At 49.9% G+C, this 12,683-nt stretch carries 16 protein-coding genes; 10 read left to right on the top strand and 6 right to left on the bottom strand.

The window, feature by feature from the left end:
* Positions 1–6: 6 nt before the first annotated feature.
* From ACLIIY_RS21975 to ACLIIY_RS21950, 6 genes are read right to left on the bottom strand one after another with little or no spacing between them, the layout of a single operon-like run.
* Positions 7–1,185 (bottom strand): baseplate J/gp47 family protein, encoded by a 1,179-nt coding sequence (locus ACLIIY_RS21975; protein ID WP_031426745.1) that lies wholly within the window; start codon positions 1,183–1,185, stop codon positions 7–9.
* Positions 1,182–2,204, bottom strand: coding sequence for a phage late control D family protein (locus tag ACLIIY_RS21970; protein WP_025818909.1), 1,023 nt, complete (start codon positions 2,202–2,204; stop codon positions 1,182–1,184). Before ACLIIY_RS21970 ends, ACLIIY_RS21975 begins: the two co-directional genes overlap by 4 nt.
* Positions 2,192–2,425, bottom strand: coding sequence for a tail protein X (locus tag ACLIIY_RS21965; protein WP_025818908.1), 234 nt, complete (start codon positions 2,423–2,425; stop codon positions 2,192–2,194). The genes ACLIIY_RS21970 and ACLIIY_RS21965 overlap by 13 nt, the downstream gene beginning before the upstream one ends.
* Positions 2,422–2,823, bottom strand: coding sequence for a phage tail protein (locus ACLIIY_RS21960; protein ID WP_024700535.1), 402 nt, complete (start codon positions 2,821–2,823; stop codon positions 2,422–2,424). The genes ACLIIY_RS21965 and ACLIIY_RS21960 overlap by 4 nt, the downstream gene beginning before the upstream one ends.
* Positions 2,820–3,455 carry a hypothetical protein gene (locus ACLIIY_RS21955; RefSeq protein ID WP_024701748.1) on the bottom strand — a complete coding sequence of 212 codons (636 nt, stop codon included), beginning with the start codon at positions 3,453–3,455 and terminating at the stop codon, positions 2,820–2,822. The genes ACLIIY_RS21960 and ACLIIY_RS21955 overlap by 4 nt, the downstream gene beginning before the upstream one ends.
* Positions 3,452–4,090, bottom strand: a complete 639-nt coding sequence (locus ACLIIY_RS21950) for a hypothetical protein (protein ID WP_024700537.1) — start codon at positions 4,088–4,090, stop codon at positions 3,452–3,454. The genes ACLIIY_RS21955 and ACLIIY_RS21950 overlap by 4 nt, the downstream gene beginning before the upstream one ends.
* A 133-nt stretch (positions 4,091–4,223) precedes the next feature.
* Here ACLIIY_RS21950 and ACLIIY_RS21945 point away from each other — a divergent pair, with 133 nt between their 5' ends.
* The 10 genes from ACLIIY_RS21945 to ACLIIY_RS21900 all read left to right on the top strand — a co-directional run bounded on the left by ACLIIY_RS21945 (position 4,224) and on the right by ACLIIY_RS21900 (position 12,628).
* Positions 4,224–4,784 (top strand): phage protein Gp27 family protein, encoded by a 561-nt coding sequence (locus ACLIIY_RS21945; RefSeq protein ID WP_024700538.1) that lies wholly within the window; start codon positions 4,224–4,226, stop codon positions 4,782–4,784.
* A gap of 9 nt (positions 4,785–4,793) precedes the next feature.
* Positions 4,794–4,976 (top strand): hypothetical protein, encoded by a 183-nt coding sequence (locus ACLIIY_RS21940; RefSeq protein ID WP_024700539.1) that lies wholly within the window; start codon positions 4,794–4,796, stop codon positions 4,974–4,976.
* Complete coding sequence (terL, locus tag ACLIIY_RS21935) at positions 4,948–6,624, top strand: phage terminase large subunit (protein ID WP_140219344.1); 1,677 nt, start codon at positions 4,948–4,950, stop codon at positions 6,622–6,624. Before ACLIIY_RS21940 ends, terL begins: the two co-directional genes overlap by 29 nt.
* A gap of 2 nt (positions 6,625–6,626) precedes the next feature.
* A complete protein-coding gene (locus ACLIIY_RS21930) occupies positions 6,627–7,418 on the top strand; it encodes a phage baseplate assembly protein V (RefSeq protein WP_025818516.1) in 792 nt (263 codons plus the stop codon).
* 128 nt (positions 7,419–7,546) lie between these two features.
* Positions 7,547–7,891, top strand: coding sequence for a GPW/gp25 family protein (locus ACLIIY_RS21925; protein WP_024700542.1), 345 nt, complete (start codon positions 7,547–7,549; stop codon positions 7,889–7,891).
* A 77-nt stretch (positions 7,892–7,968) separates the two neighbouring features.
* Positions 7,969–9,810, top strand: coding sequence for an Ig-like domain-containing protein (locus ACLIIY_RS21920; RefSeq protein ID WP_025818515.1), 1,842 nt, complete (start codon positions 7,969–7,971; stop codon positions 9,808–9,810).
* Positions 9,811–9,812: 2 nt separating this feature from the next.
* Positions 9,813–10,325 carry a phage major tail tube protein gene (locus ACLIIY_RS21915; RefSeq protein ID WP_024700544.1) on the top strand — a complete coding sequence of 171 codons (513 nt, stop codon included), beginning with the start codon at positions 9,813–9,815 and terminating at the stop codon, positions 10,323–10,325.
* A gap of 10 nt (positions 10,326–10,335) precedes the next feature.
* Positions 10,336–11,286 carry a hypothetical protein gene (locus tag ACLIIY_RS21910; protein ID WP_025818514.1) on the top strand — a complete coding sequence of 317 codons (951 nt, stop codon included), beginning with the start codon at positions 10,336–10,338 and terminating at the stop codon, positions 11,284–11,286.
* Between the two features lie 68 nt (positions 11,287–11,354).
* Positions 11,355–11,750, top strand: a complete 396-nt coding sequence (locus ACLIIY_RS21905; protein WP_025818513.1) for a hypothetical protein — start codon at positions 11,355–11,357, stop codon at positions 11,748–11,750.
* Entirely contained in the window at positions 11,750–12,628 is an 879-nt protein-coding gene (locus tag ACLIIY_RS21900) for a hypothetical protein (protein WP_025818512.1), read from the top strand. The genes ACLIIY_RS21905 and ACLIIY_RS21900 overlap by 1 nt, the downstream gene beginning before the upstream one ends.
* The last annotated feature ends 55 nt before the right edge of the window (positions 12,629–12,683 follow it).

Raw genomic sequence — 12,683 nt, 5'->3', positions numbered from 1 at the left:
TCTCCGTTATTGGAAGTTGTTTGAGCTCAGCTCATCGATGACGGTGTGAGTGACACTGGTCAATGTGATGTTTGCGCGCTCTTGTTTACTGATGGATTTTTTCTTATCGATGACATTGCCATCGCTGTCGGTGATAGTGACATCCGCGTAGTACACGCCTTCGATGTTCTTGCAGATGGTTTCAAGATCTTGAACGACAATGTCTTTGCCATGGGTGGTGCGCCATTTAAGTAACTCGTCGTTCACCAACTTAGTCGCCGTATCAACGATGGTTTTACCCAGTGCGGCATAGTCATTGAATACTTGCAGCGCGATAGTGGCAGTGCCATTCACGCCACCAGGCGCGACAACAGCAACTCGATCCCCCTGCGGCACGCGCTTCTTACCAGAGCACTGCGCGTAAATCGCATCAATGATGGGCTGCTCTGGCAAAGAGCCATCAAGCAAGATAGCGCTGATGCTGATGTCGTTTGGGGCAGGCGTCCAAATGGATACCGAGCCAATCGCTGAACTGGCTGACAGAGCAAAGTATTCATACGCATCGTAAGGACCACAGGAAGACCACCCTGATGGCGCAAGCCAAATGCGATAGGCATAACGGTCATCATCTTCTTCTGGTGCGCCGCCTTGACTTGTGGTCACGTTTGTCGCGCTTTCTACTTCGGCGATACTGGTGTCCACAATGGTAGAGATTTGGCCAGCAATGAATCCGTTACCTTCTTCTCCTGGTGTTTGACATTCAAAGTTAGCCAGTAAATTGGCTTCACCAGCATCGACAATGTAGTCCTGCATGCACAAGAAAATAGTCTGGTCATCGGCGGCTTTGAGTTCGTACCCTTTTGGAATAACCACACCCGTGTGTCCTGCGGTAAACGTAAACTCGACTACCGTGCTGGCAGAGGCAGCGCCCAGTCGCTCACCAGCACCAACCAATGCAGCGAGGTGTTCAAGACGACCACTTTCAGCAAACGCCAGTAAGTTCTGCTTCGACTCGTAGTTAATCTCATCAATCACTTCGTTCTTGCTATAAGCAATGGCTTCAAGATGAACGGTTTCTGGGTCGTTTACAGTTGGGTAATACCCTGTCTTTTTGAAGTAGCGCTCTTTCAGGCTTGCCAGGTCGCCCTCAAAATCAGGAGTAACCAGGCTTGGTTCTGGTAGCGTTGGAAATCGGTTGGTACTCATGCGCGTCTCTGTATGGTTACGGTGGAGGTCCAGCCGCCACTGGTGAGTGATGTGCTCACTGATGTTGGCTTCCATTTGTTTGGCAATTTGCCAGCGCTCGTCAAGGCAATCATGTCGGCAGTGGTCACTGTGGCGTTCACTAGCGTTAGTCTGCCTGTCGTGATTTGCTTGCTTTTACCTGAGCCTGTCGCGACATAGTTATCGGCATAACTTTTGGCTTCTTCCATGGAAGTGACACCATCAGGGGTAAGCGTTTTTATTTTGGCCCCTTCATCGGTATTGCCTGTTCGGTATTCGCCAGCAGTGTCATTGACCACGTCGTAGAACTGAACGATGATGCCGTCACTTTTGGTGCGATCTGATACTGGGAATGAGCCATTAACAACGATGTCTCGATTACGGATATCGAGCGTTAACGTGCTGGTATTAAGTTCACCAACAACAAGCTGGTTTCCTTTAAACGCCATAGGAATGCTGTTCTCATCAGCCAAGCGGCCCATCATGGCCATCTTGCTTTCATCTCGTTGTTGCACTCGGGTGTAAGCGACATCACGTGCATCGGGGGCAATGAGTATCGAGACGCCCACCTCTTTGGCAATGTCCTCCGCCAATGTGACAAAGCTGGTTTGCTCATACACTTCGCTCGTTTCATTGTCGATTTTTCCGCGAGTGGCAGGTTTGGCGTTTGCACCGATGCTGACCTTGTCGGGGTTCAAGCTAAATCGGATCTCATCAATGGTGAACTTGCCCCACATCCACGCATTGCGCTTACCATCGTCATCAAACCAGCCAATACCACACTCAAGCGTGTCGCCTTTTTCAGGGAACCAAGCATCGTAGAAGCGGCCATCATGATTCACGAGTGTCATCGAGACGGTATCGGTGCCGACCTTCTTGCTGTCGAGTACATCGGTGTAGGTCAATGCGCTTACGTAGTCTGACAGCTCCTGACTGATTTCTTTTCCAGCCCACTTCACAATGGCAAATGGCTTAATCAAGCTTCCAGCTATTCTGCCCATGGCGGCTTCTCCGTGGTGTCTTCAATGACCGTGCTCACTTCAAGTGCAGGGATGGTGACAACTTCGCCCCCATCAAACTCAAAGTTATCCATGTCACTTGCCAGCGTTCGGTTCGCTTCACGCAGTGTCATAACCAATGTCTCGCTGGCGCTGCTGTAAGCGCGATAACAAAGTTGATCCCAGCGCTCACCACGCTGGGCATATAACGTCGTGGTGCTCATGGTTTGTCTTTCACTTCCACTAATTCACACTGGTATGTCATGCTAACCACGCTGCCACTGGGTGTGGTCTTCATGCCCGTTAGCGTGCGACTGCGAATGGTGAACTTGCCTTTAATGTCATCACCAATCACAACCGCGCGCGGCACTTGATTTTCTGCCATGGCATCGAGCGCCTTAACGCTTTTTGTGATGTCACAGAACTTGTTGCTGAACTGCATCGTCAGTGAGCAAGTGCGCTCACTCTCACCTTGCGCTTGATGTCTTGGATAACCGTTCACCACTTGCTGCGCAGTCACGCGCCAGGTGCGGCGGTCTTGAAATTGACTGGGACTCAATCGACCTTTGAAGGTCAAATCACCAAAACCACCCCAGGCGGCGTATTGTGCTTCTTGGCTCATGCTTCTTCCTCTGGCGGTACAACCACCTCTTCGTCAAGCAGCTCGTTGTAAAAACGAACTTCTCTTAATGTCGGTGAATAAAAATCGCGGTGGACCGTGAGTACCATGGTTAAGCTCCAGTCTTCACGATAAGTAAAGGGACCATCAAAGGGATCGAAATCCGCTGCTTCTTTGTCCCCTGTGAAACCACTTTGGGTAAATTTGGCATTGGTGATTTCAGCATCGCCAACGATGTGCATCTTGTTCTTTGGACCTAGCTGCATCATGCCTTTTGGTACTTTGAGAATTTGGCCCACATCACGCACCTCAACCAACTCGTTCTCCAAAAAGTTGGCCAGTTGCATGTTTATCCAGGTGGCTTGTCCTGCGAGTGCGTTGCCAGCATTGCCACCTGTTGCGCGTACGCAAACTACGACAGGCAGATTCCACTCATACGGCACGAACGGAGCGTAACAGTCTGGCTTCGGCAACGGGTTCAGCGTTGACGCACCTGTTACCATTAGGCGAACTTCAATGGCCGCCATCGCATTGTTGGGTTCAACAATGGTGGTGATATCGAGGTAGCGCTCAATTTCGGCCTTGAGCTTATTGATGGCCGTCAGCGATTCGGGGTGTAAACTTGGTGCGCTCATTTCACCGCCTTCATTAATTCTTTTTGAACCAGCTCGGCTTGTTCTTTTTGCTGCTCGTCGCTTAGGTACATAAATGGTCGCCCTGGTACTTTCACTTCATCGGCTCGGATATACAGCACATAGAACACGCCTTTGTCTTTGCTTTTGTTGTTACGGTTAAAACGGCTTTTGATTTTTCGGCCAATGCCTTTCGCACCGACTGGCGCTCGTCCCATGACGGAGTTTGGACGCCAGAAAATCTTCCACCCTTGCGCCTCCAATCCCGATAACGTCTTGCGAACGCCATAGGCTTCAGTGCGCTTTTTGATGCGCTTGTCAGCAGGGATGGTGAGTTTCTGCGCTTTTAATGGCTTCACAATGCCACCGTCATTAATCAGCGGCGCATGGACCTTGTTGGTCCCGATGCGGTATTCGCCTTGACCTGTCTGGTACGTAAGCGAAGCGTACGTCTCACCCGAATCAAACAGCGGTTTAGCGCCGCCGTTCTTGGTGTTCTTCGTCAGCGTCGAGTTAGGTGCAAAGTCGCCATTGCGATAGTTGTCTTTCACGCACTGCAAACCGAAAGGCGCAATGCGCTCGGGCAGTTCGTTGATGATGCTCGCCGTCTCATTGAGCGCTTTTAAAAACTCTTTCATGCCGTTTTAAATCTCGTTTAAACCGAGCTCTATTGTCGTCTGCTTATTGGCCAATATTTGTCAATTGCCACGCATGCGCGCGTGATATAGCCACAATGGCACCATCAAAAAGCATGAAAAATAAGAGGGTTATGTGGCCAAAAAATCGAAGATTGAGCTGCAAGGATTGAGCGAGCGCATTATCGATATGTACGACAAGGAGCAGATGACACTGACCGACATCACCGCCGTTCTCTCTGATGAGGGATGGGAAGTGAGCCGCGCTGGCGTGCATCGCGAAGTCAAAAAATGGGAAACGTTCCTGGAAGAGCAGAAAGAGCGCGATCGCTTTGCAAACAAATTCCTTGATGAGTTTCGAGACAGACCCAACACCGACATTTCAGAGATTGGTTTGCAGGTTCTGCAGAGCAAGATTGTTGAGGTGGTGAAAAACTACGACGTCAGCACCGAGTCGTTTGGCGATGTCACCAAACTGGTGAACTCGCTGGCTCGTCTATCGGATTCTCAAGTCAACCTTGACCGACTCAAGACCGAGTTTCGTAAAGGCGTGGATGCAGCCAAGAAAGAGCTGGAAGATGAATTTAAGGTACTGCTTGAAGAGAGCAACCCAGAGCTACTTATCCAGTTGGTTGAGATCATCCGTTCGGTGCGTGTGGACCCCGATGGTCGCAAGCGCACGAAGAAGCGTCGCTAAGGAGTCATGATGAAATGCTTATCTGCGTTAGTGCTGGTCTTAGTTGCCATTATGCTGCTTGGTGAAATGCATCTGCAGACGCTGGAAAAATCGAGTCTTGAGCTTTCCATTGAGCAACACAAACTGGAAATTCGTTACTTGAAACTGCAGTTGGAGCTGATTGATGAAAGCGCCATTCTCACAGTTCAGTAACGCTGACCTCGATAACCTGCGCGAAAAAGCCAATGCGGCCATCGCGCATAAAGAAGCGCAAAGTAAAGGCCAAAGAGAAGCCAAGCAAAAACTGGCAGAAGAGAAGCGACAAGAGAAAGCGCGTCGTCGACGTCGCGTCAGAGCAAAAGCTGACTTTGCCTATTTTTGTGAGACGTACATGCCGCATGCATTTACGTGTGAGGCTGCGCCATATCAAAAGGCGCTCTCTCGTATTGTGGCGTCGCGAGTGATGCGCAAACGCGACATGAAGCTGTTTAAAAAGCTGGTCTATCCCATCAATCACGGTTCGATTGTTATGCCCGAGCGGGCGCAGTTTAATGGCATTCTCGACTTGGAGCCTCGTGACCACGGTAAAACCACGCGTAACGTTAAAGCCTTACCGATGTGGTTGCTGCTCAACTACCCAGAGCAATACATCATTATCGGTGGTGCCAGTGGCCCAGCGGCTAAAAAGAACATCATGGCCATTCGAAATGAATTGGAGACCAACCAGCTCATTATTGATGACTATGGCGTGCAAAAGGTTCACGGCAATATCTGGACGCAAAAGCAACTCGTGCTCGCCAATGGTAATGCCATTGAAGGTGTCGGTCGTGGTCAGTCTATCCGTGGTACAACGCACGGGTTCTTGCGTCCCACAGCTTGTATTCTCGATGACGTCATCACAGAGCTCGAAAAGAACAACAAGGAAATACGAGACAAGTGTGAGGACTGGTTTGACTCAGTAATTTTGCCTCTGGGTAAAGGCATGCTGATTGTGGTGGCCAACACCATCATGCACCACGATGACTTGCCGTCCAGATTGCTCGCACGCATTCGTGAAGGCTTGCTGCCTAACTGGCTTGGTTTGGTGTTTAGTGCCCTTACTCCAACAGGGCACTCTCTCTTTCCGTCACGATGGCCATTGGCTGACCTTTACGAATTACGTCGCATCATGCGCAAAGTGTGGTGGGCGGAATACATGAACATGCCTCGCTCGCGCAAAGAGCAAGACTTCAAACCCGAATACTTCAAGCATTACCAGCTGTCCGATCTCGATATCCGCGACATCGATATCATGATGGCCGTTGACCCTGCGACTGGGATGGAGACCGGAGACTATAGTGCCATCGGCGTGGTAGGTCGCCATCGCATTACCTTGGTGGACTACGTGTTGTTTTGTAATGGCTGGCATGAATCCGATTTGACGTTCGCGAAACGCATCGTTGAGGTGTATCTCTGGGTGAAAAACACCTTTAACAAACCACCTAAAAAAGTGCTGTTTGAAGAAGTTGCGTTTCAGAAAATCTATAAGAACTCGGTCATTCGCTTTGCCAAAGGCCATGGCGTTCGTCTGCCTATCACGGGCTATAAGCCCAGTGGCAATAAGAAACTGCGCATCAAGTCACTGTCGCCCGATGTGGAGTCTGGCGGCGTTCAGTTCTTAGAAGATCAAGTGTTGCTTAAAAGTCAGTTGGAAGAGTTTCCGCGTGGGCATGATGACTGCCCTGATGTGATTGAGATGTGTGTCAGTGAGTTTGAGACCAAGCAGTTTGTGGGCAGCGCCACACCAAACGTGGTGAAAAAGATGAAGAGCGCCGCTCAGCGCCTTGCACGTATTGGCGGTGGCGCGCGAGGGAGGATGTAGCCATGTTTGATGATATTCGCGTACTTGGCAATAAGATGAAAGATGTCTTCACTATGTTAAGGCGCACAGTAAGTGTTGCGACCGTCAGCCAAGTCGACAGCGAACTGCGCCGCGTAAAGGTTACGTTTGCAGGTGGTCGCATCCCAGAATCTGATTGGTTGTCAGTGGTGGGCTCTCGCACCAAAGGCGTGAATGCCAGTTGGAACATGGCCGTGGGTGAGCAAGTGCTGTGTCTCTTCCCACCTATTGGATCGATGGTGCGAGGTTATGTCCTGGGTTCATTAGTGAATGTGAACGCCAGACCGTACACCACCAATCCAGATAAATTTGGTATTCAGTTTGAAGACGGCACGTTATTGGAGTACGACCAGGCAACGCAAACAGGCGTGCTCAAAATCCAAGGTGGCACACCATCGATTCAAGTTGGTCCCGATAAAGTCTCGATTGTCTCTGATGTGGATATTAAGGGCGCAGTGGTCATCAGCAAAACCTTGGATGTGGGCGGTAACACGAACATTGGCGGCAATCTATCTGTGACGGGGACAGTATCAGGTCAGCAAACCGCCACCTTTATGGGGACGGTTGGCGCGGCTGGATATGGTGGTCCTGTATCTGGCGGTGTGGCGAAAATGCAAAACGGCATGGAAGTGTCTGGTACGGCGACCATTAACGGGGTAACGGTCTCGGTTAATACGCACACACACTTGGATGCAGAAGGTCGCCCAACAGGGCCAGCAGTCAGTGTTCGAAGTGCTTCACTGCTTAGTCGTCTTCTTGGCTATTTGAGGCGATAAATAAACCCTAACGTAAAACGCTCTGTATCGCGTTCTAAGGGCGTTTAAATTTCAGTGGTAACATTTATCGAAAATAAAATCTTAAAACAATTAAAACGGGTTTTTAAGCGAATTAAAACAGGTGTGACATGATTTACTCACTCAAACTCGGTGGCGAGGGTCGAAACGCCACATTACTGGATGATATTAAGCAATCGCTCTACATGATCATCTATACCAGTAAAACCGAGCGTATTTACTTGCCAGACTACGCCGCTGATGCTCTCGCATATTTAGATAAGCCGATGTGGTTTATGTCAAAGCTGCAGGTGGCGATTGCGGAGTCGGTTGCTAAATACGAAAAGCGCATCACACTGGATAGCGTGAAGATAGTGTCTGTCGAGCCGACGAAGGGCTTGATCCGTTTGGGGCTTTCATGCACGATAAATGAAACAGGTGTTCGCGAATATTTTGAACTCTCCAACGACCTTTAGCCCCATCCTCATTTTGTCAATTGCCACCTGACCTTGGTGAATACTTCCATAATGCTCTCAGTTTCTAGGAGGGCATTATGTCTGATGAATTTCTACACGGTATCTATACCGTTGAGTCCACCACAGGCTCGCTGGCCGTCACCGATGTTGCATCGAGTGTGATTGGCATTTTCGGCACGTCCGAAAAAGCAGAGCCGATGCAGCTCAATCACACCACCAACTACGATGATGCGTACGCACTCTTCGGTGAAGGTTCCATTTCAAAAGCGCTTAAACGTATTCATACCTATGTGGAAAGCAATTCAGTGATTGCCATTCCTCTGGGTAAAGATTCTGATTTTCCGGACACGCCAGAAGAGCCAGCAACATCGGGCGTGAAGCTCAGCTCTGCCAGCGCTACGGCTTATATTGATGATGGTGCAGCAGTATCTCCTGTTGTTGTCACCAATCCACACGCCGCCACTATCGCTTATACGTCCAGCAATGAAGCGGCTGCGACCGTTGATGCAGACGGCCTAGTTACATTAGTGGCAGAAGGTGAAACCACCATCACACTTAATATCGAGTTTGATGACGGCACCGAAGCTGCATCTGAGTCTGCGCCACAGCAAGCGACGCGCTCTCGCAAGAAAGGCGCGCGTTCTGCTCAATCGCAAACTCGCGCAGCGGCAACCGAGACGTTGACGTACACACTGACCGTAGCGCAAACCAATCCTGATGCAGGTAAAGAGGCTAACGGTGCGACGTTGTCTGCATCTAAAGGTGTGGTCTATACAGGCTCACCTGCAACGCCTGTTGAGCTGTCGAACCCTAACGACTTGGCCGTGAACTACTCATCCAGTGATGAGACGGTGGCGATTGTCGATAATGGCACGGGTGAAATCACACCGCTTGCTGAAGGCGTGGCGACCATCACACTAGAGCTGATTGGGAATGCGACTTATCAATCGTCAACGCTGACTTATGAAGTGACGGTCACAGCCGTCTCTGATGCGCTGTTAGCTGCATTCATTGATGCTTTGCCGCTTCTGCGCAAAGCAGGCAACAAATATGGCTTCTCATCAAAAATCCATCTTGCTCCTGGCATCTTGCACAAAACGGGCGCGGCCTCGTTAGCAGTTGCGGCAGTAAAACCCATTCGCGGTGTTTGGGTGGGTGACATGCCGGAAGATGTCAGCACAAAAGAAGAGGCGTTCGCCTTTAAACAGCAATTTGGTAGCGATCGTTATATGCCATGTTGGCCCCGTCCCCTTGTTATTCAAGATGACGGCTCGACCAAAGTGGATTGGTTCGCACCTTCATTGGCAGGCTTGATGGCACAAGTCGACCGCAATGGTACGGGTGACACTATTGTCAGTGAGACTGGCTACTGGTGTTCTCCATCCAACTATCCTTTGGTGGATATCGTCGGTCCATCCATTGACATTGAGTACATCCCTAGCGATGTCGCTTGTGACGTTAACTATCTTAATGCCAACGGCATCTACACCATGATCAACCGTAGCGGCTGGAAAGGTTTTGGTAACTACTCAAGCGCGTATCCAGACTCAACCGATTTAACGTCATTCCTTTGTGTTCGCCGCACAGCGGACATCATCGAAGAGTCGATTGAAACCACTACGCTGCAGTTTATCGACAAGCCGATGTTTACAGGGCCACATGGTCTACAGGCCATGGTGTGTGGTCGCGTTCGTGACACGGTCAATGATTACCTTCGCTCGAAGGAAGGCACGTCACTGGTTTACTCCAATGTGTATCTGGAAGTAAACGACAACCCATTGGTGAACTTGCAACAGGGCAAAATTAAGTATCGCTATCAGTTCACACCACCAATCCCGATGCAGACCGTTGAGTATGCAGCAGAAATTTACGTGGAAGGTCTGGAAAGCGCCTTTAGCTCACTCGTAGGGAGTAATTAACAATGGCTGAGAACCATGTAACCAAGCGCAACCATATGTGCTTTATCAATGAAACGCAGTACATCGGACGCGTCAAAGCCATCACAGCAGAGCCTCAACTTAAGGTTGAAACGTTCTCGGCGCTTGGCGGTATCGGTGATATGGAAATTCCTAATGGTGATTATGAAGCAATGGCGGCCAACATCGAGTTTGACAGCACCGCGCCTGCAGATTTGAAGCAGCTCACCAAAAACGGCGGCTATGTTGCCATTCGAGCTCTGTGTGATGTCCGTGGTTTGGATGTGACGACAGGTACGCGCCGTCTTGATGGTGTAGTGACGCGTATTTGGGGTTACGTGAAAAATCCGCCAGCGACACATCACACTAAAGAAAAAGTAGCGTACACCGCTCAGATGTCCGTGTTCCGCATTGAAATCAGCAACAACAGTGGTCGCCTCTTTGAGCTCGATTTTGTTACTGGTGTTCGCTATCCAGCCGATGAGCCAGGTAGCGGCGGCATTACTATTTCGCTGTAAGGAGTGAACCATGCCTCGTATTCGCAAATTGGAGCTCGTTGGTGAAGGCATTCAGCGCAATGGCCAACCTGTTGACAAGTCCGTGCTGGAATCTGTGGTTCGTAACTCGGGAGGCTCACGTCCTCCAGTCACGCTAGGACATCCCGAAAAGGGCGATGACAAGGTTCCGGCGCTAGGTCGCATTGACGTTCGCGGCGTTGGCACGAGCGACAAAGGTGAAGCGGTACTGCTGTGCGAGCAGCACTACACACCTGAACTCGAAGAGCTAGAAGACCAAGGGTATTTCGAAGGTCAAAGCGCCGGCATTTATCCGCTTCCTGGCAAACCTGGCGAATTCTACCTTCACCACGTAGCTCAGCTTGGCTCTTTGCCGCCTGCTGCAAACATCAAAACGCTGGATGTCGTCGAGCTCAGCGATGACGGTGAAAGCGACGCTATTTTTCTGTTCTCCAATGCTGGAGTGCAAACCAAACAATTGAATGAGAATGCCATTATGAAATTTGAAGATCTAATGAAAGCCGTCAAGAGCTACTCGGACGACGAAAAAAAGCAGCTGGGTGACGCGCTGGGTTTTAAAGCGCCAGAAGGTAAGCCTAAAGACGAAGGTAAACCTAAGGATGAAGGCAACCCTAAAGGCGAAGGTACCACTCAGGAAGGTCAAGAGAGTGAAGAGTTGAAACAGATGCGCGAATCAATGGCTGGTGACCGTCGTGACACTCTCACTGAATTGGCTAACGATGCCAATCTTGGTGAAGACATGTTGAAAGTGATCACCTCGATGATCAAAGGTGCATCGGCTATCGAACTGTGTAACACAGGCGAAGGCTCTCGTTACGCTGAAATCAAGTCACTCATTAAGGCGACACCTGAAAAGAAAAAAGGCTCGCTCGATGTGTTTGGCAACATTGAACTTTCAAACGAAGGTGAAGAAAAAGACACGTTCGACCCTGAAGGTTGGTAATTGCATTGATGTGGCGTGCGTTCTCTTTGGGCGCACATTGAAACCAAACAACTCAAGAGTAATGAATTATGGAATTTACCTCTAAGACGGCATTAAGCCATAAGAATGTGATTGGCAGTGGTAAGGGTGCAAAGGTGCATCAAATTACTGCAGGTGCAATCACTGACCTTGATATCGGCCACGTCATTGTGGTCACCAAAGAAGGCATTCAGGGTCGTTGGGATGGCATCACTATTCCGACTGAAGACATTGATGATGGCGCAGGCGGCACCATCACGGCAACAGCGGCTTATCGTTTGGCGATTGTGACTCGTAAGCAATTCGCTGGTGATACGTCGGTTACGGCACTCGTTAAAGGTGATTATGTTCGTGAGAACGTCGTGCTGGCGGATGACTCTGCACTTCCAGCAGAAGCGCAGTTCATGCTGACATTAAGCGATTTGTGGGCAGAAGGTGAATGGTAATGGATAAGCAAAAATTAGACGCTGAGTTTTCAGCGCAATTTAATCGCGTTGGCAGCGCCATGGCTAACCTTGGTGGTCACTCTCGCTTCTTGCTGATGAACCGTCAGCGTAAAGCCAAGATTGATAACCTGGTGAAACAGGTACTGGGCCTCAAAGTCTTGTCTGAGCTTTACGACCAGGAGCGCCTGACGGTCGAAGCCGTTGCTCAAGCGCTTGCGCCAGAAAATGTGGACGAGCAACTTGCTGACAGCGCGAAACAAAAGCCATCGACTACTGCCACCAAACCAAAAGACCAAGAGCCAGGCTTTGCGCTTGAAACGCTGACCTATCCATTCACAGTGGATGATATCGGTTCGCCGTTGATGGCCGAAGGTCAAGAGATGGAGCTGGTGTTCAATCCGCATGAGCAGCGCGTCAATCTGAAAACCTCAGATGAAAGCGTGATTGCGATTGAAGATGGCAAGTTCATCGTCAAAGGCGCGGGTGATGCCACGCTTTCTGCCACGTTCGTTAAGTCAGGTAATGTTCCAGGTCTGAAATCTGACATGGCCATCACGCTCACATTGCAAGAAAAAGAACTGCCGGATGACATCGAAGAAGCACCTGAAGGTTCAAAGGCGCGTGGATTCCTTCGCCCTACACCAGATTTTGACATCGAACTGGAGCTAGGCAAGAACGCGTTCATTGGTACCGTCGTTGAACTGCCTATTGCTTTTGCGAACCCAGAAAGCGAAGAGTTTGAATTTGAAAGCTCAGATACTGATGTGTTTGAAGTGGATGCGCAAACGGGAGCGATTTTACCCAAAGCCGCGGGTGACGCCGTGCTGAAACTGCACATCGGTGATGACTCTGACGATGTCGTTGTCAGCATCAAGTAACCAAAATTAAACGCGCCTTAAAACCGCATTTAAGGCGCATTGAACACTGTTTTAA

This window comes from Vibrio sp. K4, from assembly GCF_051122595.1.
Taxonomy (GTDB): Bacteria; Pseudomonadota; Gammaproteobacteria; order Enterobacterales; family Vibrionaceae; genus Vibrio; species Vibrio owensii.
The sequence above is the reverse complement of the archived record's forward strand: the minus strand, read 5'-3'. Positions and strand labels throughout refer to the sequence as shown.

Bases quoted from the DNA above. Each gene is read 5' to 3' on its own strand.
- ACLIIY_RS21975 (WP_031426745.1), bottom strand. From the start codon at position 1,185: ATGAGTACCAACCGATTTCCAACGCTACCAGAACCAAGCCTGGTTACT.
- ACLIIY_RS21970 (WP_025818909.1), bottom strand. From the start codon at position 2,204: ATGGGCAGAATAGCTGGAAGCTTGATTAAGCCATTTGCCATTGTGAAG.
- ACLIIY_RS21965 (WP_025818908.1), bottom strand. From the start codon at position 2,425: ATGAGCACCACGACGTTATATGCCCAGCGTGGTGAGCGCTGGGATCAA.
- ACLIIY_RS21960 (WP_024700535.1), bottom strand. From the start codon at position 2,823: ATGAGCCAAGAAGCACAATACGCCGCCTGGGGTGGTTTTGGTGATTTG.
- ACLIIY_RS21955 (WP_024701748.1), bottom strand. From the start codon at position 3,455: ATGAGCGCACCAAGTTTACACCCCGAATCGCTGACGGCCATCAATAAG.
- ACLIIY_RS21950 (WP_024700537.1), bottom strand. From the start codon at position 4,090: ATGAAAGAGTTTTTAAAAGCGCTCAATGAGACGGCGAGCATCATCAAC.
- ACLIIY_RS21940 (WP_024700539.1), top strand. From the start codon at position 4,794: ATGAAATGCTTATCTGCGTTAGTGCTGGTCTTAGTTGCCATTATGCTG.
- terL (WP_140219344.1), top strand. From the start codon at position 4,948: ATGAAAGCGCCATTCTCACAGTTCAGTAACGCTGACCTCGATAACCTG.
- ACLIIY_RS21930 (WP_025818516.1), top strand. From the start codon at position 6,627: ATGTTTGATGATATTCGCGTACTTGGCAATAAGATGAAAGATGTCTTC.
- ACLIIY_RS21925 (WP_024700542.1), top strand. From the start codon at position 7,547: ATGATTTACTCACTCAAACTCGGTGGCGAGGGTCGAAACGCCACATTA.
- ACLIIY_RS21920 (WP_025818515.1), top strand. From the start codon at position 7,969: ATGTCTGATGAATTTCTACACGGTATCTATACCGTTGAGTCCACCACA.
- ACLIIY_RS21915 (WP_024700544.1), top strand. From the start codon at position 9,813: ATGGCTGAGAACCATGTAACCAAGCGCAACCATATGTGCTTTATCAAT.
- ACLIIY_RS21910 (WP_025818514.1), top strand. From the start codon at position 10,336: ATGCCTCGTATTCGCAAATTGGAGCTCGTTGGTGAAGGCATTCAGCGC.
- ACLIIY_RS21905 (WP_025818513.1), top strand. From the start codon at position 11,355: ATGGAATTTACCTCTAAGACGGCATTAAGCCATAAGAATGTGATTGGC.
- ACLIIY_RS21900 (WP_025818512.1), top strand. From the start codon at position 11,750: ATGGATAAGCAAAAATTAGACGCTGAGTTTTCAGCGCAATTTAATCGC.